This is a genomic window from Streptomyces purpurogeneiscleroticus, from assembly GCF_020024005.1.
GTDB classification, from domain to species: domain Bacteria; phylum Actinomycetota; class Actinomycetes; order Streptomycetales; family Streptomycetaceae; genus Streptomyces; species Streptomyces purpurogeneiscleroticus.
In genome coordinates, this window is record NZ_NHSG01000165.1 from 1 (window position 1) to 18,229 (window position 18,229).

Below are 18,229 nucleotides of genomic sequence, written 5' to 3' on the forward strand. Positions count from 1 at the left end.
CTCCACACCGTTTGGAATACCCCCGGGGGTACCCCCTGTTATGGTGGGTACCGATACCCCCGGGGGTAAATGCACAGGGGTATACATTCTCGATACGGAAGGAAGGGGCGCTGCCGTGTTTTTCGTCGACACCCTGGAATTCGAGGGACTGGGCAACCGCAGCTACCTGGCCGGCGGACGCTCGGCCGCGGTGGTGATCGACCCGCCACGCGACATCGACCAGGTCCTCGCGGCCGCCGCCCGGCGCGGGGTCCGGATCGCTTACGTCGCGGAGACCCACATCCACAACGACTACGTCACCGGCGGGCTGGAGCTGGCGCGAATATCGGGCGCCCGCTATCTGGTACCGGCCGAAGCGGCGGTCTCCTTCGCGCGCACGCCGATCGCCGACGGCGACACCGTCACGGTCGACGAGGGCCTGGTCCTGCGGGCGGTGGCGACCCCCGGGCACACCCCGCACCACACCTCCTACGTGCTGGAGGACGCGGGCAGCGGCGTGGCCGCGTTCACCGGCGGCTCGCTGCTGATCGGCACGGTCGGGCGGCCCGACCTCGTCGAGCCGCGGCTGACCGAGCGGCTGGCCCGCGCCCAGTACGCCTCCGCGCACCGTCTCGCCGACGAGCTGGCGGACGAGGTGCCGGTCCTGCCGACGCACGGGTTCGGCAGCTTCTGTTCGTCGGCGCAGGCCGCCGGGGACACCACGACGATCGGCGCGGAGCGGCGGAACAACGCCGCGTTCACCCAGGACGTGGACACCTTCGTCGCGGAGCTGCTGACCGGCCTGGAGGACGTACCGGCGTACTACGCGCACATGGGCCCGGCCAACGCGGCAGGCCCCGCGCCCGTGGACCTCACCCCGCCGGAGCCCGCCGACGCCGAGCAGCTCGCGCGGCGGCTGGCGGCCGGTGAGTGGGTGGTGGACCTGCGCAACCGGGTCGCGTACGCCGAAGGGCACCTCGCCGGATCGTTCAACTTCGAGGGCGAGGGCAAGCTCGCCACGTACCTGGCCTGGCTGATCCCCTGGGGCAAGCCGGTCACGCTGCTGGGCGAGACGCCCGGGCAGATAGCCGACGCGCAGCGCGAGCTGGCGCGGGTGGGCATCGACCGGCCGGCGGCCGCGGCCACGGGCGCGCCGGACAGCTGGCTGCGCGAGGGCGAGAAGCTGCGCTCCTTCCCGCGGGCCACCTTCGCCGACCTCGCGCGCGCGGCGGCTGATCAGGACCTGGTCGTACTGGACGTACGGCGCGACTCCGAGCGCTCCGGCGGGTACGTCGCGGGCTCGCTGCACATCCCGATCCACGAGCTGCGCAACCGCGTCGGCGAGGTGCCGGCGGGCGTGGTGTGGGTGCACTGCGCGGGCGGGATGCGGGCGGCGATCGCCGCGTCCCTGCTGGACGCGGCCGGGCGGGACGTCGTCGCCGTCGACGACCGGTTCGACGCGGCCGCGCCGGCCGGGCTCCGGCTCGTGTGCCCCGAGCCGGGGACCGATACGGCTCGATGACGGGACTTCTCCTGGCTCTGGTCGCCGGTGCGGTGGTCGGCCTGGCGCTCGGCGCACTCGGCGGCGGGGGCAGCGTGCTCGCCGTCCCCGCGCTGATCTACCTGCTCGGCTTCACCCCGGCGGCGGCGACCACCGCGAGCCTCCTGATCGTCACCGTCACCTCGCTCACCGCCCTGTACGCGCATGCCCGTGCGGGCAACGTACGGTGGCGGGCCGGGGCGCTGTTCGCCGCCGCCGGGCTGGTGCCGGCGGCGCTGGCCGGTGCGGCGGCGGCCCGTCTGCCGCAGTGGCTGCTGACGGTCGCCTTCGCCGCCGTCGCCGCGCTGGCGGCCCTGCGTATGCTGCGCGGCGCGCGGCCGGACGCCGCCGAGCGGGGAACCCCGTCGGTGCGGCCGGCCAGGGCGGCGGGCAGCGGCGCCGGGCTGGGCGCGCTGACGGGGCTGCTGGGCGTCGGCGGCGGTTTCCTCGCCGTGCCCGCGCTGGTCACCGTGCTGGCCTTCGACATGTCGGCCGCGGTCGGCACCAGCCTGCTGGTCATCTCGGCCAACTCTCTGGCGTCCCTGGCCACTCGCGGTACGACCATGGGCGGGCTGGACTGGGCGGTCATCGCCCCGTTCACCGCCACGGCGGTCCTGGGCGCGTGGGACGGCAAGCGGCTGGCCGCGAAGGCGTCGGGGCCGCTGCTGCAACGCGCGTTCGCCGGCGCACTGCTGGCGGTCGCGGCGTTCATGGTCGTCGACGCGGTGACGTGACCGGGCGGCCGCCCGATAACCCCACAAACAAAAGCCACAGAACGCACGAAAGGCAATGAACCTGATGACCACCACCGCCACCGCCCTCACCACCGATGAGGCCGCCGCGCGGCTCGACGAGCTGACCGTGATCGACGTACGGACGCCCGGGGAGTACGCCACCGGGCATCTGCCCGGCGCGCACAACATCCCCCTGGACCGCCTCGGCGAGGCCGTGCCCGCACTGCGGGACGCGGCGGAGCGGGCCGGCCTGCTCATGGTCTGCGCCTCCGGCAACCGCTCGGCCCAGGCGTGCGCCGCCCTCGCCGAGCAGGGCATAGCCGCCGCCACCCTGACCGGCGGCACCAACGGCTGGGTGCAGCAGGGCCTCGAGGTGCGGCGTCCGGAAGGCGCTGACGGCGCGCGCCCGGTCTGGGCCATGGAGCGTCAGGTGCGGCTGGCCGCCGGGTCGCTGGTGCTGACCGGTCTGCTCGCCGGGCGGCGGTGGCCCGCCGCCCGGCTGTTGTCGGCCGGTGTCGCCGGCGGGCTGGTCTTCTCGGCGCTCACCGACACCTGCGGCATGGCCCGGGTGCTGGCGAAGCTGCCGTACAACCGGGCCGGTGCCACGGACCTGTCCGCCACGCTGGCCGACCTGAAGGGCTGACCGCCCGGGTCAGCCCGCCTGCGCCGGCCGGCCCGCCAGACCGTCCAGGTCCGCGCGGGTGAGGCCGGTGAGCCGGGCGACCTCGGCGATGTCGACGGCGCCGCAGTCCAGGCCGCGCAGCAGGTAGCCGCTGAGCGCCTTGGCCGTCGCGGGCTCGTCCATCACGGCGCCGCCGGCCTTGGCGACGTACGCGGCGAGGCGCGCCGCGGCCTTTTCGAGGCCCTCGCGGTAGAAGGCGTACACGGCCGCGTACCGGGTCGGCAGATGGGCCGGGTGCATGTCCCAGCCCTGGTAGTACGCGCGGGCCAGGGAGCGGCGTACGAGGCCGTGGTGGAGGCGCCAGGCGTCGTGGACCTGCTCGGTGGAGCCGACGGGCAGGACGTTGGTGGAGCCGTCGGACAGCCGGACCCCCGTACCGGCCGCCGCGACCTGCATGACCGCCTTGGCGTGGTCGGCGACCGGGTGGTCGAGCGACTGGTGGGCGGCGCTGACCCCGCAGGAGGCGCTGTAGTCGAAGGTGCCGTAGTGCAGCGAGGTGGCGCGGCCCTCGGCGGCCTCGATCATGCGGGCGACGGTGGCGCGGCCGTCGGCGCCCAGGATCGACTGGGTGGTCTCGATCTGGATCTCGAAGCCGATGCGGCCCGCGGCCAGGCCGTGCTCCTTCTCGAACGCCTCCAGCAGCCGGACCATGGCCGTGACCTGCTCGGCGTAGGTGACCTTGGGGAGGGTGAGGACGAGGCCGTCGGGGAGGCCGCCGGCCCGCATGAGGCCGGTGAGAAAGATGTCCAGGGTGCGGATGCCGCGGTCGCGGACGGCGGCCTCCATGCACTTCATGCGGATGCCCATGTACGGGGCCGCGGTGCCGTCCTGGTAAGCGGCGGCGATCGTCGCGGCGGCGCGGGCCGCCGCCTCGTCCTCCTCGGCGTCCGGACGGGCGCCGTAGCCGTCCTCGAAGTCGACGCGCAGGTCCTCGATGGGCTCGCGCTCCAGCTTTGCCCGTACGCGGTCGTACACGGGCCCGGCGAGCTCGTCGGAGATGCCGAGTACGGAGGCGAGGGCCGCGGCGTCCGGGGCGTGCTCGTCCAGCGCGGTGCGCGCCGCCTCGCCCCAGGAGCGGATGGTGTCCGCGGCGAAGATGTCACCGGGTACGTAGACCGTGTGGACGGGCTGGCGAGTGCCCGGATCCCCTGGGTAGCGCCGCGCGAGGTCCGCGTCGACCGCGGCCAGAGAGGCTCCGATCTCCTCGCGTACGGCGCTCGCAAGGCTCGTGGCCACGGTCTCCTGCTGCGGCATTCGACACCCTCCCGATAGGGGGACGTTTCCATCCCAGATTCGCTTAAGAGTTAGACAAGTTTCGCTTCACGGAAGTGAAACTCCGCATAGTGAAGCTATCCGTGCCGTCTGGCCAGGTCAACACCCATCTTGCCGCCGCGCACAGTTCACGCCTTTCTCCCAAACGCCGGGCCCCGTACGCGGCGTGCGCGTACGGGGCCCGGTGACGTGCCGTGGGACGGGTCAGCCCTTGCGGGCCTTGATCTCGTCGGTCAGGGCGGGGACGACGTTGAAGAGGTCGCCGACGACGCCGTAGTCGACCAGGTCGAAGATCGGGGCTTCTTCGTCCTTGTTGATGGCGACGATGGTCTTCGAGGTCTGCATACCGGCGCGGTGCTGGATCGCGCCGGAGATACCGGCGGCGATGTACAGCTGGGGGGACACGCTCTTACCGGTCTGGCCGACCTGGTTGGTGTGCGGGTACCAGCCCGCGTCCACCGCGGCACGCGAGGCACCGACGGCCGCACCGAGGGAGTCGGCGAGCGCCTCGATGACCGGGAAGTTCTCGGCACCGTTGACACCACGGCCACCGGAGACCACGATCGCGGCCTCGGTCAGGTCCGGGCGGCCGGTCGACTCGCGCGGGGTGCGGGAGACGACCTTGGTGCCCTTGGAGGAGTCGGCCACGGTCACCGCGAGCGCCTCGACCGTACCGGCGGCCGGGGCGGCCTCCGGAGCGGCGGAGTTGGGCTTGACGGTGATGACCGGGGTGCCCTTGGTGATGCGGGACTTGGTGGTGAAGGAGGCGGCGAACACCGACTGGGTGGCCACCGGGCCCTCGTCGCCGGCCTCCAGGTCCACGGCGTCGGTGATGATGCCGGAGCCGATGCGCACCGCGAGGCGGGCGGCGATCTCCTTGCCCTCCGCGGAGGACGGCAGCAGCACGGCGGCCGGGGACACGGCCTCGACGGCGGCCTGGAGGGCGTCGACCTTCGGGGCGACGAGGTAGTCGGCGAACTCCGGGGCGTCCGCGGTCAGGACCTTGACCGCACCGTGCTCGGCGAGCGCGGCGGCGGTGTCGGCGGCACCGTTGCCGAGGGAGACGGCGACGGGGTCGCCGATGCGGCGGGCGAGGGTGAGCAGTTCGAGGGTCGGCTTGCGGACGGCACCGTCCACGTGGTCGACGAAGACAAGGACTTCAGCCATGGGATTGCACTCCTGCGGAAAGAATGAGGCGGTTGAGGGGCGACCGAGCCGGGGCGAACCCCGGCCGCAGGGGCCTTAGATGAACTTCTGGCCCGCGAGGAACTCGGCGAGCTGCTTCGCACCCTCGCCCTCGTCCTTGACGATCGTGCCGGCGGTGCGCGCCGGGCGCTCGGTGGCGTCCTCGACCTTGGTCCAGGCGCCCTCCAGACCGACCTCGTCCGCGTCGATGTCCAGGTCGTCGAGCTCCAGCTCCTCGACCGGCTTCTTCTTGGCGGCCATGATGCCCTTGAAGGAGGGGTAACGCGCCTCGCCGGACTGGTCGGTGACCGACACGACGGCCGGCAGCGACGCCTCCAGCTGCTCGGTGGCGGTGTCACCGTCGCGACGGCCCTTGACGACGCCGCCCTCGACGCTCACCTCGGAGAGCTGGGTGACCTGCGGGACACCGAGGCGCTCGGCCAGCATCGCCGGGAGGACACCCATGGTGCCGTCGGTGGAGGCCATACCGCAGACGACCAGGTCGTAGCCGGTCTTCTCGATGGCCTTGGCCAGCACGAGGGAGGTGCCCACCGCGTCGGTGCCGTGCAGGTCCTCGTCCTCGACGTGCACGCCCTTGTCGGCGCCCATCGACAGCGCCTTGCGCAGCGCGTCGTTGGCGTCCTCGGGGCCGACGGTGAGAACCGTGATCTCGGCGTCGTCGGCCGCTTCCTTGATCTGGAGAGCCTGCTCGACGGCGTACTCATCCAGCTCCGAGAGCAGACCGTCCACGTCGTCGCGGTCGACGGTCAGGTCCTCGGCGAAGTGCCGGTCGCCGGTGGCGTCGGGCACGTACTTCACACAGACAACGATCCTCAGGCTCACGCCGGCTCTCCTACCTGCTTCGTCGCTTCACAACTGCCTTGTGCTGGCAGCATAGGCGCCTGTTGGGGCGGCTCCCGGTCGGGTGCGCATCCCCGCGCCGACCGAAATATTACTCGCCAGTACACCTATGCATTTCCCCGATGGCAAGCGCGTCGAACTGTGACCTTGCCAACGGCCCCGACCTGGCGTGTCGGGGCCGCCGGACGGGGTGTCAGTCACGTAGGGCCGTGAAGCTTCCCTGGTGGTACAGCAACGGCCGGCCCGGCCCCGTCGGATCCCCGACGACGGCCTCGGCCAGCACGATCCGGTGGTCCCCCGCGGGCACCCGCGCCACGACCCGGCCGACCAGCCAGGCGAGCACGCCATCGAGAACCGGCACCCCCTGGGGGCCGGTGTGCCACGAGGTGGGAGCGGCGAAGCGGTCGGCGCCGCTGCGCGCGAAGGTGGCGGCCAGCTCGTGCTGGTCCTCGCCGAGTATGTGCACGCCGACGTACTCCGCCTCCGCGAGGACGGGCCAGCTGGAGCTGCCGGTGCCCACCCCGAAGGAGACCAGGGGCGGTTCGGCGGCGACGGAGGTGAGAGAGGTGGCGGTGAAGCCGACCGGGCGTGCGTCCGGGCCCTGCGCGGTGATCACCGCGACTCCCGCGGCGTGCCGCCGGAAGACCGAGCGCAGCAGTTCGGGAGAGGCCAGCCGGGGTGCCGCGAGATCGGACGAGACGGTCATGAACGTGTCCTTCTGCTGGGGTGTACGTGCCGGAGCGGTGGCGCTGTCGTCGCTGCTCACACGCCCGGACAGCGCGCGCTCGCGGTGCGCAGGAGGTCCACGTGGACACGTCCGTACAGAAGGGGATCAGGCCGCATGACGTCAGACTGACGATGCGTGCGTGATGCAGTCAAGTGCTCACGGGCAGGTGCGACCACAATCACGCAGCGTGTACGGGCCGCGGGCACGAGCCTCAGGCGCCGACCGCGGCACCCAGGGCCGCGATGACGTCCGCCTTGCGGGGCTGCCCGGAGGCGCGGCGCACGACCGTGCCGGCCGCGTCCAGGACGAGGACCGTCGGGGTGCGCACGATGCGCAGCTCCCGTACGAGGTCGAGATGGGCTTCGGCGTCGACCTCGACATGTGTCACGCCCGGCACCATGTCCGCGACGTCCTCCAGAGTGCGGCGAGTGGCCCGGCACGGCTGGCAGAAGGCGCTGGAGAACTGTACGAGCGTGGCCCGCTCCCCCAGTCCGGCGCCGATCCGCTCCGCGGTCAGCCGTTCCGCGCCCTGCTGTCCTGCCGCCTGCCCTGCCACCTTCGGCCTTCCGTCGCTGCCCCGTTGTCCGTGCGCCGTACGTACCTCTGTACGTGCCTCCGGTGTCAGCGTAGGCGGGCCGACGGTCATTCCCGGCCGGTGTACCGTCTGCGGCGGGAGACCGGTTGATCAGCGGTTATCGGGGTAGGCGGAAGGGATCCACCACACGCGGACGTGACGAGGATCTCCCGGTCCGAAGCGGCCCGACGGTAGCCCCTGCGCCCGTCATCGGGCACGATCTGCCGAAAGCCGCAAAGCTACGGCTGCGTAACTTCCCGCCGGGAGAGCCCCTCCCCAGGCACAGAAGGGGACCCCCCGACCATGGCAGAGCTCGTTTATCCGCCCGTCATCGGCTTCGCCCGCACGGCGTTCAAGGCGCTGGACCTGAAGTTCGACATCGCCGGAGCGGAGAACATTCCGCGGCGCGGCGGCGCGGTGCTGGTGAGCAACCACATCGGGTACCTGGACTTCGTCTTCTGCGGCCTGGCCGCGCTGCCCGCGAAGCGGCTGGTGCGCTTCATGGCGAAGGACTCGGTCTTCCGGCACAAGGTGTCCGGGCCGCTGATGCGCGCGATGAAGCACATCCCCGTGGACCGCTCGCAGGGCGTGCACGCCTACCGCCACGCGATGGGCGCGCTGCGCGGCGGCGAGATCATCGGAGTCTTCCCCGAGGCCACCATCTCGGAGTCCTTCACGCTGAAGAACTTCAAGTCCGGCGCGGCCCGGCTGGCCCAGGAGGCCGGCGTGCCGCTGATCCCGATGGCGCTGTGGGGCACGCAGCGGCTGTGGACCAAGGGGCACAAGCGCGACCTGGGGCGGAACCACTTCCCGATCACCATCCGGGTGGGCGAGCCGATCGAGGCGCCCGCCGAGGAGCAGACCGACAAGATCACCGACCGGCTGCGCCTCCGGGTGCAGGACCTGCTGGAGGCGGCCCAGCGCGCCTACCCCGTACGCCCCAAGGGCCCGGACGACACCTGGTGGGTACCGGCCCACCTGGGCGGCACGGCACCGGCACCGCGGACGGCGGGCTGACCCCGGAGGGCGCGGCCCGGCGATCCCCGTGGCGCGCGCCCCGCAGCCCCCGTGAGCGCGCGGCTCAGCGGCGGATCTCGCCCAGTTCGATGCGCGCGCCCGGGGAGAACTTCTCCAGCAGTTCGGCGAGTTCCGCGCCCGCCTCCTCCAGCGCGTCCAGCGTCATCGGCGCCATCCGCTCCAGCAGGAACAGCGCACTGGTGGAGTCCTCGGTGAGGCGGGTGCGGACGCCCTGGCGCCAGTTCCAGCGGCGGCAGGTGACGCCGATGCCGTCCTGCCAGACGACCTCACCGGGCTCGGGGTGCTCGGTCACGGTCTCGCCCCCTGCCCCCGTTTCGAAGGGCTCGCCCCCCGTGGCGCGTACGAGGCGCATGCCGCCCTCGATGCGGTTCAGGTCCTCGCCGCCGACCGGGACGACGTGCGCGACACTGACCGCGTTGTAGACGTCGACGAGGCGGTTGACGCGGGGCAGGCCGCCGTCGGCCAGGGCGCGCCGGGCCAGCGCCTCGGCGGAGTTGCGGGTGCGCGAGGGCTTGGCGCCGAAGGCGGTGTACGCGGCGCGCCAGGCGGCGATATGCGGCTCGTCCTGCGGGGGCGCGCCGCACAGCCGCGCGGCGAGCCGGGCCGCCGCCTCGTCCAGCAGCGCCGAACTGGCGTCGTCGCTGGGTCCGTTGACCAGGTCGTGGGCCTCGACGACGAGGTGCGCGAAGCCGGGCGCCAGCGCCCGGACGTCATCGGAGACGGTGACGGAGATGCTCATGGCAGGCATTCCAGCACGCACGAACGCGGTTCAGCAAGCTGCACCGAAAAGTACAACCCACTGAACCGCGCGTCGCGTATCCTCCACCGCCGTTACGGCCGGCCCATCTCCTCGCGGAGCGCGGCCACGAAGCCGTCCACGTCCTCCACGGTGGTGTCGAACGAGCACATCCACCGGACGTCGCCGGCCGCCTCGTCCCAGAAGTAGAAGCGGTACCGCTTCATCAGGCGCTCGCTGACGTCGTGCGGCAGCCGCGCGAAGACGGCGTTGGCCTGGACCGGGTACAAGATCTCCACGCCCTCGACCGCGCGCACCCCGGCGGCCAGCCGCTGCGCCATCGTGTTGGCGTGCCGGGCGTTGCGCAGCCACAGGTCCTTGGCGAGCAGCGCCTCCAGCTGCACGGACACGAAGCGCATCTTCGAGGCGAGCTGCATCGACAGCTTGCGCAGGTGCTTCATGGCGCGCACGGCGTCGGGGTTGATGACGACCACGGCCTCGCCGAAGATCGCGCCGTTCTTCGTGCCGCCCAGCGACAGGATGTCCACGCCCACGGCGTTGGTGAACGCCCGCATGGGAACGTCCAGCGACGCCGCGGCGTTGGCTATCCGGGAGCCGTCGAGATGCACGATCATGCCGCGCTCGTGGGCGTGCTCGCAGATGGCCCGGATCTCGTCGGGGGTGTAGACCGTGCCGAGTTCGGTGTTCTGCGTGATCGAGACGGCCTGCGGCATGGCCCGGTGCTCGTCGTCCCAGCCGTACGCCTCGCGGTCGATGAGCTCGGGGGTGAGCTTGCCGTCCGGGGTGGGGACGGTCAGCAGCTTCAGGCCGCCGACGCGCTCCGGCGCCCCGCATTCGTCGACGTTGATGTGCGCGGACTCGGCGCAGATCACCGCGCCCCAGCGGTCGGTCACGGCCTGGAGGGCGACGACGTTGGCGCCGGTCCCGTTGAAGACGGGGAACGCCTCCGCGGTCTGCCCGAAGTGGCTGCGGATGACGCGCTGGAGATTCTCGGTGTACTCGTCCCCGCCGTAGGCGATCTGGTGACCGCCGTTGGCGAGGGCGAGCGCTTCGAGGATCTCGGGGTGCGTGCCGGCGTAGTTGTCGCTGGCGAAGCCGCGTACCGAGGGGTCGTGGTGGCGCCGCGCGTCGGTCTTGCCGGCACTCACGGCTTGGGGGTCAGCCACAGACGCTGTCCATTCACTTCCTGGGCGGGCCGGTTCCAGACGCCGACGATGGCCTCTGCCAGCTCCGTCACGTCCGTGAAGCCCGCGAATTTCGCGTTCGGTCGCTCGGCGCGCATCTGGTCGTTGACGAGCGCCTTGACCACCAGGATGGCAGCCGCCGCGTGCGGCCCGCTGTCGCCCCCGGCCTTGCGGAAGGCATCGCCCAGCGCGAGCGTCCAGGCTTCCGCGGCGGCCTTGGAGGCGGCGTAGGCGGCGTTCCCGGCCGTCGGCTTGCTCGCGCCCGCCGCGCTGATGAGCAGGTAGCGGCCGTTGCCGCTGCGCTTCAGCGGGCCCTCGAAGGCCAGCGAGGTGTGCTGGACGGTGCGGATCAGCAGCTTCTCCAGCAGGTCCCAGTCGGAGAGGTCGGTCTCCGCGAAGGACGCGGAGCCGCGCCAGCCGCCCACGAGGTGCACCAGGCCGTCGATCCGGCCGAATTCCTTCTCCGTGCGGTCCACCCAGTCCCGGGTGGCGTCCAGGTCCAGCAGGTCGACGGTGTCGCCGATGACGGTCGCGCCGCCGTGGGCGTACCGTGCGGCGTCCACCGCCTCGGCCAGCCGCGCGGCGTCCGCGTCCGAGGCGATCACCGTGGCGCCCGCCTCGGCCAGCCGCAGCAGCGCCGCCCGGCCCGCCGGGCCCGCCGCGCCGGCCACCGCGACGACCGCGCCCTCCAGTACGCCCTGGTTACCGGTCGTAGTGATCATCTCGGCCTCCCGCTGCTCCTCGTCCGCGCTCACGCCGCCGCCCCTGCCTCGTCGCCGGCCGTGATGCCCTTCGTGGAGGCGATGACATCACGGAGCTTCTTGCGCAGGGCCTCATAGAACATGCTCAACGGGAATTCGTCCGGAAGCACCTCGTCGACGAGTTTCCGCGGCGGGAGGCTCAGATCCAGGGCGTCGGGACCCTTGGCCCAGACCGAGCCGGGGTGCGGCGCGAGGTAGGTGGAGACCAGGTCGTACGCGGCGAGCCAGTGCACCAGCTTGGGCCGGTCGATGCCGTCGCGGTAGAGCTTCTCGATCTCGCCGCACAGCTGCTGGGTGACCAGCGGGGCCCGCTGCCAGTCGATGTGCAGCGTGTTGTCCGTCCAGCGCACGACGTCGTGCTTGTGGAGGTACGCGAAGAGCAGCTGGCCGCCGAGGCCGTCGTAGTTCTTCACGCGGTCGCCGGTGACCGGGAAGCGGAACATCCGGTCGAAGATCACGGCGTACTGGACGTCCCTGGCCTGCGGGAGGCCCTCGGCCTCCAGCTTCACGGCCTCCTTGAAGGCGGTGAGGTCGCAGCGCAGCTCCTCCAGGCCGTACATCCAGAACGGCTGCCGCTGCTTGATCATGAACGGGTCGAAGGGCAGGTCACCGTGGCTGTGCGTGCGGTCGTGCACCATGTCCCACAGGACGAACGCCTGCTGGCAACGGTCCTGGTCGGCGAGCATCGCGCGCACGTCGTCCGGGAGGTCGATGCCGAGGACGTCCACGGCAGCCTCGCTGACCCGGCGGAAGCGCGCGGCCTCGCGGTCGCAGAAGATGCCGCCCCAGCTGAAGCGCTCGGGGGCCTCGCGCACGGCGATGGTCTCGGGGAAGAGCACCGCGGAGTTGGTGTCGTAGCCCGCGGTGAAGTCCTCGAAGGCGATGCCGCAGAACAGCGGGTTGTCGTAGCGGGTGCGCTCCAGCTCCGCGAGCCACTCGGGCCAGACCATGCGCAGCACGACCGCTTCGAAGTTGCGGTCCGGGTTGCCGTTCTGCGTGTACATCGGGAAGACGACCAGGTGCTGCAGGCCGTCCTCGCGGTCGCGGGCCGGCTGGAAGGCGAGCAGCGAGTCCAGGAAGTCCGGCACGGCGAAGCCGCCGTCGGCCCAGCGGCGCAGGTCGGCGACGAGCGCGCGGTGGTACGCGGCGTCGTGCGGCAGCAGCGGGGAGAGCTCCTCGATCGCGGTTATCGCGCGGTCCACCGTGCGCCGGACCGTGGCGGCGTCGGGCGCGCCCTCGGCGTCGAGGTCGATGGAGCCGTCCGCGGACTGCCAGGGCCTGATGGCCTCGATGGCGTCCTTCAGTACGGGCCAGGCCGCGTGCTCGACCACGCGCTCTGCGGTCGTCGTGCCCGCCTGGACACTCACAGGCGAAAGAATTTCCGTCATGACTGCCCTCCGGCAGGAGATCGTTCGGTGAGTACACCGTAACCGGGCCACTCCCGTCCCTCAAGAGGGATCAACGGAAATCATCCTGCGCAACCCCCACCAACGAAGATGTTTTTCCTGTGGACGTAGCGGGAATCGGCATTTTCTGCCGTACCGGCCATACGAGTGGCGTACGTACGGTGACCGACCGAATCCGGTCACCAGTCGGCGTTCGTACGATCACCGACCGGTCAGGAACATCCCGGATCGCGAGATGTTCGGGCTCTGCGACCGCGCTCCCCCGCCGCGCCCCGAAGATGGCCGGGCAAGCACGCCGTACCGCCGCCAGGGGGCCACCACGTACCCGCGACTCCCCGTCACCGCCTGGGCCGTGCTCGGGCTGCTCTCCTTCCGTGACGGCCGCACCGGCTACGACCTCAAGAAGTGGGCCGACACCTCGCTCCGCTTCTTCTACTGGTCGCCGGCCATCAGCCAGATCTACGCCGAGCTGCGCCGCCTGGAGGAGCTGGGCCTGGTCACCTCCCGGCGCTCGGGCCCGGACGAACCACGGGCCAAGCGCCGCTACACGATCACCGAGGACGGGCGCGACGCGCTGGCCGTCTGGGCGGACGGCACCCGGGACTGCGGCCCGGCGGTCCTCAAGCACCCGCTCCTCCTGCGCGTCTGGCTCGGCCACCTCGCCGCGCCGGGCACGCTGCGCGCCCTCGTGGAGCGGCACCGGGAGCGCACCCGGGCCGGGCTGCGGGAGGTACGGGAGGCGCTGGCCGACGCCGGTCCGGAGCCGGAGTGGGATTTCCCACGCGTCGCGCTGGGCTGGAGCGAGCGGCAGCACTTGGCGGAGCTGGAGCTGGCCGAGGCGATGCTCGCCGACCTGGAGCGGCTGGGCGGCCGTCAGCACGCGCAGGACGCGCCCACGCACGGGTGAGCGGATCCGGGTACCCGTGCCCCGCCGCGGGTCGCGAGCGCCCGCACAGGGCACGCCGCGACGACATCCGGCGTTCCCTCAGTGGTCAGCGTGGCCCGTTAGGCTGGCCGCCGTTTCCGGCAGCCGTGCCACAGCCGGTGGCAGCGGCGGCCGGCGGCACCGGGGCCGGTGCCGTACCGCCAGCCACAGCCGACAGCCACAGAAGCGAGGCAGCCTTGTCCTTCCTGACCATCGGACACCGCGGGGTCATGGGTGTGGAGCCGGAGAACACCCTGCGCTCCTTCCGCCGCGCCGAACACGAAGGGCTCGACCTCATCGAGCTGGACGTGCACCTCAGCAAGGACGGCGCGCTCGTCGTCATGCACGACGCGGATGTGGACCGCACGACCGACGGACACGGGCCCATCGCCGACCACACCCTCGCCGCGCTGCGCGAGATGGACGCGGGCAAGGGCGAGCGCATCCCGGTCTTCGAAGAGGTCGTCGAGGCGGTGCAGGCACCGCTGCAGGCCGAGATCAAGGACGTGGCGGCGGCCCGGGCGCTGGCCGACGTGCTGCGCGAGCGGGACCTCGTCGACCGGGTCGACGTGATCTCCTTCCACGACGAGGCGCTGGCGGCCGTCCGCACGCTGCTGCCGGGCGTCCGCACGGGCCTGGTGGCGAGCCGGTACGGCATGGACGTGGTGGACCGGGCGCGCACCGTGGGTGCGGAGTACATCTCGCTGAACATCCGCCGGCTCACCCTGGAGCTGGTCGAGCGCGCGCACGCGGCCGACCTGCGGGTGCTCGCCTGGACCGTGAACACCCACGACCAGCTGCGGATCGCCCGCGGGATGGGCCTGGACGGCGTGGTCACCGACTTCCCGGAGATCCGCCGGGCGACGCGCTTCACGGCGTGACCGCCGAGCCCCGTACGGAGCGCCCGGTTTTTACCGGCAGGCCGGCTTTCAGGCCAGCTTCTTCACCAGCAGCTCGAATTCCAGGTCGTCGCGCTGCGGGATGCCGAAGCGCTCGTCGCCGTACGGGAAGGGGGTCATCCGGCCGGTGCGCGCGTAGCCGCGGCGCTCGTACCAGGCGATCAGCTCGGCGCGCTGCCGGATGACCGTCATGTGCATCTCGCGGGCGCCCCACTCGGCGCGTACGGTGCGCTCGGCCTCGGCGATGATCACCTTGCCCAGGCCGGCGCCCTGGAGCGCGGGGCGCACCGCGAACATGCCGAAGTAGGCGTGCTCACCGCGGTGTTCCAGCTGGCAGCAGGCGATCGGCTCGCCGTCCCGCTCGGCCACCAGGAGCCGGCTGCCCTCGGCGGCGACCACCGCGGCGACGCCCTCGGGGTCCGTGCGCTGCCCCGCCAGCAGGTCCGCCTCCGTGGTCCAGCCCGCCCGGCTGGCGTCCCCCCGATACGCCGACTCGATGAGCTCGACGAGCGCGGGGACGTCGGAGGCGGTGGCGGCGCGGAAGGTCAGCTCGGGTGCGGGCGTGGTGGCCATGGCGGGCAGTGGTCCTCTCGGGCGGGCGGGGCCGGCGGGCACGAGGCTAACAAGGGCGCCGGGCCGCACGTCGCGGTGTTCCGGAAGCCCGGCAGCCCGTAGGGTCCTTGGCATGGTGCAGGTACTGAGCAGCAGAGTGCTGGTGCGGCCGGCCGACCCCGAGCGGTCGCGGGAGTTCTACGGAAAGGCGCTGGGCCTCCCGGTGTACCGGGAGTTCGGCACGGGGCCCGAACGCGGCGTCGTGTACTTCCTGGGCGGCGGCTTCCTGGAGGTCTCGGGCCGCTCCGAGCAGCCGCCCACGGCGACGCTCCAGCTGTGGCTCCAGGTCGCGGACGCGGCGGCGGCCCACGAGGAACTGGCGGCGCACGGCGTGGAGATCCTGCGGCCGCCGGTCAAGGAGCCGTGGGGGCTGATCGAGATGTGGATCGCCGACCCGGACGGCCACCGGATCGTCCTCACGGAGGTCCCGGCGGACCATCCGCTGCGGTACCGGCCGGGGATCTGAGCGGCGGACCTCGGAGGTCCTCGCACGGGATTCGCGCGGTAATCGCACACGCGCTCCCTCGTGCGCCTGTGCGCTCCCGTGAAGCGGGACCCCGGCGGGCATCCTGCGAGCGGAAGAGATCGTTCGCGTACGTGCTCCAGGGGGAGGTACGCCGTGCAGGGACCGACGATGGCCGGCTGGCTGCTGGTGGCGCTGTGCGCAGCGGCGAGCGCGTACTGCCTCATACGCTCGCGCGCGGGGGCGGAGCGGGATCCGGCCCGGCGCGGGCAGGCGCGCGGCGAGGGGCTGATGGCGCTGGGCATGGCGGCGATGGCGCTGCCGGCCGCCGTCGTGCCGGTGCCCGGCTGGTCGGCGTGGGCCTTCGTGGCGGCCTTCGGGGCGACCGGCCTCTGGGCCCTCGCCGCCCGCCATCCGCATCACGCGGTGGGCTCGCTCGCCATGGTGTACATGGCGCTGGTGATGACGACGGCGCAGGCCGGTGCCGGGCACGCGGGCCATGCTGCCCACGGCGGTGCGGGCGGGATACCCGTGCTGACGGGCCTGCTGCTCGCGTACTTCGCGGTGCACGCCGTCGCGTCCGGCATACGCCTGATACCGGCCCCCGCCGTGGTCCCCGCCAGCGGCCCGCCCGCCGTGCCGCGCCCCGAGTTGCTGAACGCCTGCCGCACGGCCATGAGCGTCGGCATGTTCACGATGCTGCTGACGGTGTGAGGGGCAGAACCGGGTAAGTGGCAGGGCCAGGGGCCGGTCACCGGTACTGAGCACGCCTGAGCGCCTCACACCTCATCCGTCGGTGTCATGCGTCACTTCCGCGGCGAGACCGTACCTCCCAGTAGCCTCCCGCCATAAGGTGACGGCCATGATGGTCCCCTTCGCGCTGATCCTCCTCGGCGCGCTGGCGGCGGCAATGGCGCCGCGCCTGATGGCCCGCGCGGACTGGCCCGACCGCGAGCCGGTGCTCGCCCTGTGGGTCTGGCAGTGCGTGGTCGCCGGTGTGCTGCTGTGCTGTGTGCTGGCCATGGCCCTGAGCGCCGCGGCGGCCTGGGAGGCGGTGCGGGGCAACGTCTTCGCGCTCGCCCCGCACGCCGTCATCGAGGCGTACGCGCTCGGCGCCTACGGCTTCTGGGCGGCCCCGCTGGCCGTCCTCCTCGCGTGCGGCGGCGCGTGGACCGCCGTCGTGCTGACGCGGGAGGTGCGGGCATCCCGTGCGCGCCGCAAGCAGCGCCGCGCCGACGTGGCGCTGCGCTCGCCGCTGCTGCCCGGCGAGGAGCGGACCGACGAGCCGCTCGTGGTGCTGGAGGGCGACCGCGCCGAGGCGTGGTGGCTGCCCGGCCTCTCGCCCCAGCTGGTCGTCACCACGGCCGCGCTGCGCCGCCTGAACGGCGATCAGCTCGACGCGGTGATCGCGCACGAGAAGGGCCACGCCCGGGCGCGCCACCATCTGCTGCTGCACTGCGCGACGGCGCTGGCCGTGGGGTTCCCGCAGGTGCCGGTCTTCGCGGCGTTCCAGGACCAGGTGCACCGGCTCGTCGAACTGTGCGCCGACGACATGGCGTCGCGCCGCTTCGGACGGCTGACGACCGCCCTGGCGCTGGTCGAACTGAACGAGGATCGCGGCGTTTTCGGCCCCTGCCCGGCGCAGTGCGCGCAGGTTCCCGCGCGGGTCGACCGGCTGCTCGCCCCGGCCGCCCGCCTCACGCCGGTCCGCCGGCTCGGCATGACCGCCGTGGCCGCCCTGGTGCCGGTCGTCCCCCTGCTGATCACTTTCGTACCGGGGCTGAGCGCCCTCACCTGACGGCCGCACGGTCCGGACGTCGTCCGGTACGCGACATCGGTGCAGCTGAGAGGTGGCCGGGGCCGGGGTGGTTCGGCCAGGATCGGAGTATGGGTACTCCGTCATCCTCCGGCACCGACAGCGCACCCGGGACGGCCACGCCGCCCGGCACCACGGCAGGCGCGCGGGCGCTGTGCACGGCGGGGTGGCTCGCCGCCGCGGCCGTGGCGCTCGGCATTCTCGTGGCCGTCCGCTGGGCACCACTGGCACACACGGACCGGACCATCGCCGGAGACCTGCACGAGATGGCGCGCGCGTCACCGGACTGGACACAGGCGAACCGCATCCTCACCGACTGGGTCTGGGACCCCTGGACGATGCGTGCGGTGCTGGTGGTGTTCGTGGGTTGGCTGGTGTGGCGCGGGGTGCGCGTCCTCGCCGCGTGGGTGGCGGCCACGTCCGTCGTCGGCACGCTGCTCCAGCAGGGCGTCAAGGCCCTGCTGGACCGGCCGCGCCCGGTCTGGCCGGACCCGGTCGACTCCGCGCACTACGCCTCGTTCCCGTCGGGACACGCGATGACCGCCGCGGTCGCGGGCGGGCTGGCGCTGTGGGTACTGGCCGAGCGCGGCGCGCCCGTGGTGTGGCGCCGGGTGGTGGCCGTACTGGCCCTCGTTTCCGTGCTCGGCGTCGGCTGCACCCGGCTGTACCTCGGTGTGCACTGGCTCTCCGACGTACTGGCCGGCTGGCTGCTGGGCGCGGCGCTGGTGGCCGCCGCGGCCGGCCTCTACACCCGCCTCGCCTCGGCCGCGGCCACCACGCCGCCCGACGCCGCAAAGCCCTCCGGCCCGGCCAC

Annotated in this window: 21 protein-coding genes; 10 read left to right on the forward strand and 11 right to left on the reverse strand. The window is 72.6% G+C overall.

The genetic code is table 11. The features are described from left to right. The first annotated feature begins 115 nt into the window (after positions 1–115). The 3 genes from CCS38_RS09530 to CCS38_RS09540 all read left to right on the forward strand — a co-directional run bounded on the left by CCS38_RS09530 (position 116) and on the right by CCS38_RS09540 (position 2,896). The gene (locus tag CCS38_RS09530; RefSeq protein WP_223732766.1) at positions 116–1,501 is read left to right on the forward strand and encodes an MBL fold metallo-hydrolase; all 1,386 of its coding nucleotides are present in this window, start codon (positions 116–118) and stop codon (positions 1,499–1,501) included. Then, positions 1,498–2,253: a sulfite exporter TauE/SafE family protein gene (locus tag CCS38_RS09535; protein WP_223732767.1), complete on the forward strand. Its 756-nt coding sequence runs from the start codon at positions 1,498–1,500 to the stop codon at positions 2,251–2,253. The genes CCS38_RS09530 and CCS38_RS09535 overlap by 4 nt, the downstream gene beginning before the upstream one ends. Before the next feature lie 64 nt (positions 2,254–2,317). Continuing rightward, on the forward strand, positions 2,318–2,896 hold the full coding sequence (locus CCS38_RS09540; RefSeq protein WP_223732768.1) for a rhodanese-like domain-containing protein: 579 nt from the start codon (positions 2,318–2,320) through the stop codon (positions 2,894–2,896). Positions 2,897–2,905: 9 nt separating this feature from the next. On the opposite strand, the gene CCS38_RS09545 is transcribed toward CCS38_RS09540, so the two are convergent. From CCS38_RS09545 to CCS38_RS09565, 6 genes are all read right to left on the reverse strand, one after another. Next, positions 2,906–4,189, reverse strand: coding sequence for a DUF6986 family protein (locus tag CCS38_RS09545; RefSeq protein WP_223732769.1), 1,284 nt, complete (start codon positions 4,187–4,189; stop codon positions 2,906–2,908). Positions 4,190–4,411: 222 nt separating this feature from the next. After that, positions 4,412–5,374, reverse strand: coding sequence for an electron transfer flavoprotein subunit alpha/FixB family protein (locus CCS38_RS09550; protein ID WP_223732770.1), 963 nt, complete (start codon positions 5,372–5,374; stop codon positions 4,412–4,414). Positions 5,375–5,449: 75 nt separating this feature from the next. After that, a complete protein-coding gene (locus tag CCS38_RS09555; protein WP_223732771.1) occupies positions 5,450–6,235 on the reverse strand; it encodes an electron transfer flavoprotein subunit beta/FixA family protein in 786 nt (261 codons plus the stop codon). Positions 6,236–6,446: 211 nt separating this feature from the next. Continuing rightward, positions 6,447–6,959 (reverse strand): flavin reductase family protein, encoded by a 513-nt coding sequence (locus tag CCS38_RS09560; RefSeq protein ID WP_223732772.1) that lies wholly within the window; start codon positions 6,957–6,959, stop codon positions 6,447–6,449. A gap of 56 nt (positions 6,960–7,015) precedes the next feature. Then, positions 7,016–7,096, reverse strand: a complete 81-nt coding sequence (locus CCS38_RS35670) for a putative leader peptide (protein WP_351598915.1) — start codon at positions 7,094–7,096, stop codon at positions 7,016–7,018. Positions 7,097–7,191: 95 nt separating this feature from the next. Further along, positions 7,192–7,536, reverse strand: coding sequence for a thioredoxin family protein (locus tag CCS38_RS09565; RefSeq protein WP_308050764.1), 345 nt, complete (start codon positions 7,534–7,536; stop codon positions 7,192–7,194). Between the two features lie 321 nt (positions 7,537–7,857). Here CCS38_RS09565 and CCS38_RS09570 point away from each other — a divergent pair, with 321 nt between their 5' ends. Then, the gene (locus tag CCS38_RS09570; protein ID WP_223732774.1) at positions 7,858–8,571 is read left to right on the forward strand and encodes a lysophospholipid acyltransferase family protein; all 714 of its coding nucleotides are present in this window, start codon (positions 7,858–7,860) and stop codon (positions 8,569–8,571) included. A gap of 64 nt (positions 8,572–8,635) precedes the next feature. Here CCS38_RS09570 and CCS38_RS09575 read toward each other — a convergent pair whose 3' ends face one another. The 4 genes from CCS38_RS09575 to CCS38_RS09590 all read right to left on the reverse strand — a co-directional run bounded on the left by CCS38_RS09575 (position 8,636) and on the right by CCS38_RS09590 (position 12,682). Further along, entirely contained in the window at positions 8,636–9,331 is a 696-nt protein-coding gene (locus CCS38_RS09575; protein ID WP_223732775.1) for a B3/B4 domain-containing protein, read from the reverse strand. Positions 9,332–9,423: 92 nt separating this feature from the next. Then, entirely contained in the window at positions 9,424–10,497 is a 1,074-nt protein-coding gene (locus CCS38_RS09580) for a threonine aldolase family protein (RefSeq protein WP_223732776.1), read from the reverse strand. Next, on the reverse strand, positions 10,494–11,255 hold the full coding sequence (locus CCS38_RS09585; protein ID WP_223732782.1) for an SDR family NAD(P)-dependent oxidoreductase: 762 nt from the start codon (positions 11,253–11,255) through the stop codon (positions 10,494–10,496). Before CCS38_RS09585 ends, CCS38_RS09580 begins: the two co-directional genes overlap by 4 nt. 29 nt (positions 11,256–11,284) lie before the next feature. Further along, complete coding sequence (locus CCS38_RS09590) at positions 11,285–12,682, reverse strand: DUF6421 family protein (protein ID WP_223732777.1); 1,398 nt, start codon at positions 12,680–12,682, stop codon at positions 11,285–11,287. A 253-nt stretch (positions 12,683–12,935) separates the two neighbouring features. Between CCS38_RS09590 and CCS38_RS09595 the strand changes: the two genes are divergently transcribed. Beyond that, positions 12,936–13,607: a PadR family transcriptional regulator gene (locus CCS38_RS09595; RefSeq protein WP_263301875.1), complete on the forward strand. Its 672-nt coding sequence runs from the start codon at positions 12,936–12,938 to the stop codon at positions 13,605–13,607. A gap of 215 nt (positions 13,608–13,822) precedes the next feature. Next, on the forward strand, positions 13,823–14,506 hold the full coding sequence (locus tag CCS38_RS09600; protein WP_223732778.1) for a glycerophosphodiester phosphodiesterase: 684 nt from the start codon (positions 13,823–13,825) through the stop codon (positions 14,504–14,506). Positions 14,507–14,554: 48 nt separating this feature from the next. Here CCS38_RS09600 and CCS38_RS09605 read toward each other — a convergent pair whose 3' ends face one another. Next, positions 14,555–15,097 carry a GNAT family N-acetyltransferase gene (locus CCS38_RS09605; RefSeq protein WP_223732779.1) on the reverse strand — a complete coding sequence of 181 codons (543 nt, stop codon included), beginning with the start codon at positions 15,095–15,097 and terminating at the stop codon, positions 14,555–14,557. A gap of 112 nt (positions 15,098–15,209) precedes the next feature. On the opposite strand from CCS38_RS09605, the gene CCS38_RS09610 reads away from it, so the two are divergent. The 4 genes from CCS38_RS09610 to CCS38_RS09625 form a co-directional block, all read left to right on the forward strand. Then, positions 15,210–15,602 (forward strand): VOC family protein, encoded by a 393-nt coding sequence (locus CCS38_RS09610; RefSeq protein ID WP_031059322.1) that lies wholly within the window; start codon positions 15,210–15,212, stop codon positions 15,600–15,602. 153 nt (positions 15,603–15,755) lie between these two features. After that, positions 15,756–16,313 (forward strand): DUF5134 domain-containing protein, encoded by a 558-nt coding sequence (locus tag CCS38_RS09615; protein ID WP_223732780.1) that lies wholly within the window; start codon positions 15,756–15,758, stop codon positions 16,311–16,313. Positions 16,314–16,461: 148 nt separating this feature from the next. After that, a complete protein-coding gene (locus CCS38_RS09620; RefSeq protein ID WP_223732781.1) occupies positions 16,462–17,397 on the forward strand; it encodes a M56 family metallopeptidase in 936 nt (311 codons plus the stop codon). Between the two features lie 89 nt (positions 17,398–17,486). After that, on the forward strand, positions 17,487–18,229 hold a 743-nt coding region (locus CCS38_RS09625), incomplete at its 3' end, for a phosphatase PAP2 family protein (protein ID WP_308050767.1).

What these genes read in the sequence shown, in the direction of transcription:
- CCS38_RS09535 (WP_223732767.1), top strand. Translation starts at nt 1,498, where the DNA reads ATGACGGGACTTCTCCTGGCTCTGGTCGCCGGTGCGGTGGTCGGCCTG.
- CCS38_RS09540 (WP_223732768.1), top strand. Translation starts at nt 2,318, where the DNA reads ATGACCACCACCGCCACCGCCCTCACCACCGATGAGGCCGCCGCGCGG.
- CCS38_RS09545 (WP_223732769.1), bottom strand. Translation starts at nt 4,189, where the DNA reads ATGCCGCAGCAGGAGACCGTGGCCACGAGCCTTGCGAGCGCCGTACGC.
- CCS38_RS09550 (WP_223732770.1), bottom strand. Translation starts at nt 5,374, where the DNA reads ATGGCTGAAGTCCTTGTCTTCGTCGACCACGTGGACGGTGCCGTCCGC.
- CCS38_RS09560 (WP_223732772.1), bottom strand. Translation starts at nt 6,959, where the DNA reads ATGACCGTCTCGTCCGATCTCGCGGCACCCCGGCTGGCCTCTCCCGAA.
- CCS38_RS35670 (WP_351598915.1), bottom strand. Translation starts at nt 7,096, where the DNA reads ATGCGGCCTGATCCCCTTCTGTACGGACGTGTCCACGTGGACCTCCTG.
- CCS38_RS09570 (WP_223732774.1), top strand. Translation starts at nt 7,858, where the DNA reads ATGGCAGAGCTCGTTTATCCGCCCGTCATCGGCTTCGCCCGCACGGCG.
- CCS38_RS09575 (WP_223732775.1), bottom strand. Translation starts at nt 9,331, where the DNA reads ATGAGCATCTCCGTCACCGTCTCCGATGACGTCCGGGCGCTGGCGCCC.
- CCS38_RS09585 (WP_223732782.1), bottom strand. Translation starts at nt 11,255, where the DNA reads ATGATCACTACGACCGGTAACCAGGGCGTACTGGAGGGCGCGGTCGTC.
- CCS38_RS09590 (WP_223732777.1), bottom strand. Translation starts at nt 12,682, where the DNA reads ATGACGGAAATTCTTTCGCCTGTGAGTGTCCAGGCGGGCACGACGACC.
- CCS38_RS09595 (WP_263301875.1), top strand. Translation starts at nt 12,936, where the DNA reads ATGTTCGGGCTCTGCGACCGCGCTCCCCCGCCGCGCCCCGAAGATGGC.
- CCS38_RS09605 (WP_223732779.1), bottom strand. Translation starts at nt 15,097, where the DNA reads ATGGCCACCACGCCCGCACCCGAGCTGACCTTCCGCGCCGCCACCGCC.
- CCS38_RS09610 (WP_031059322.1), top strand. Translation starts at nt 15,210, where the DNA reads ATGGTGCAGGTACTGAGCAGCAGAGTGCTGGTGCGGCCGGCCGACCCC.
- CCS38_RS09620 (WP_223732781.1), top strand. Translation starts at nt 16,462, where the DNA reads ATGATGGTCCCCTTCGCGCTGATCCTCCTCGGCGCGCTGGCGGCGGCA.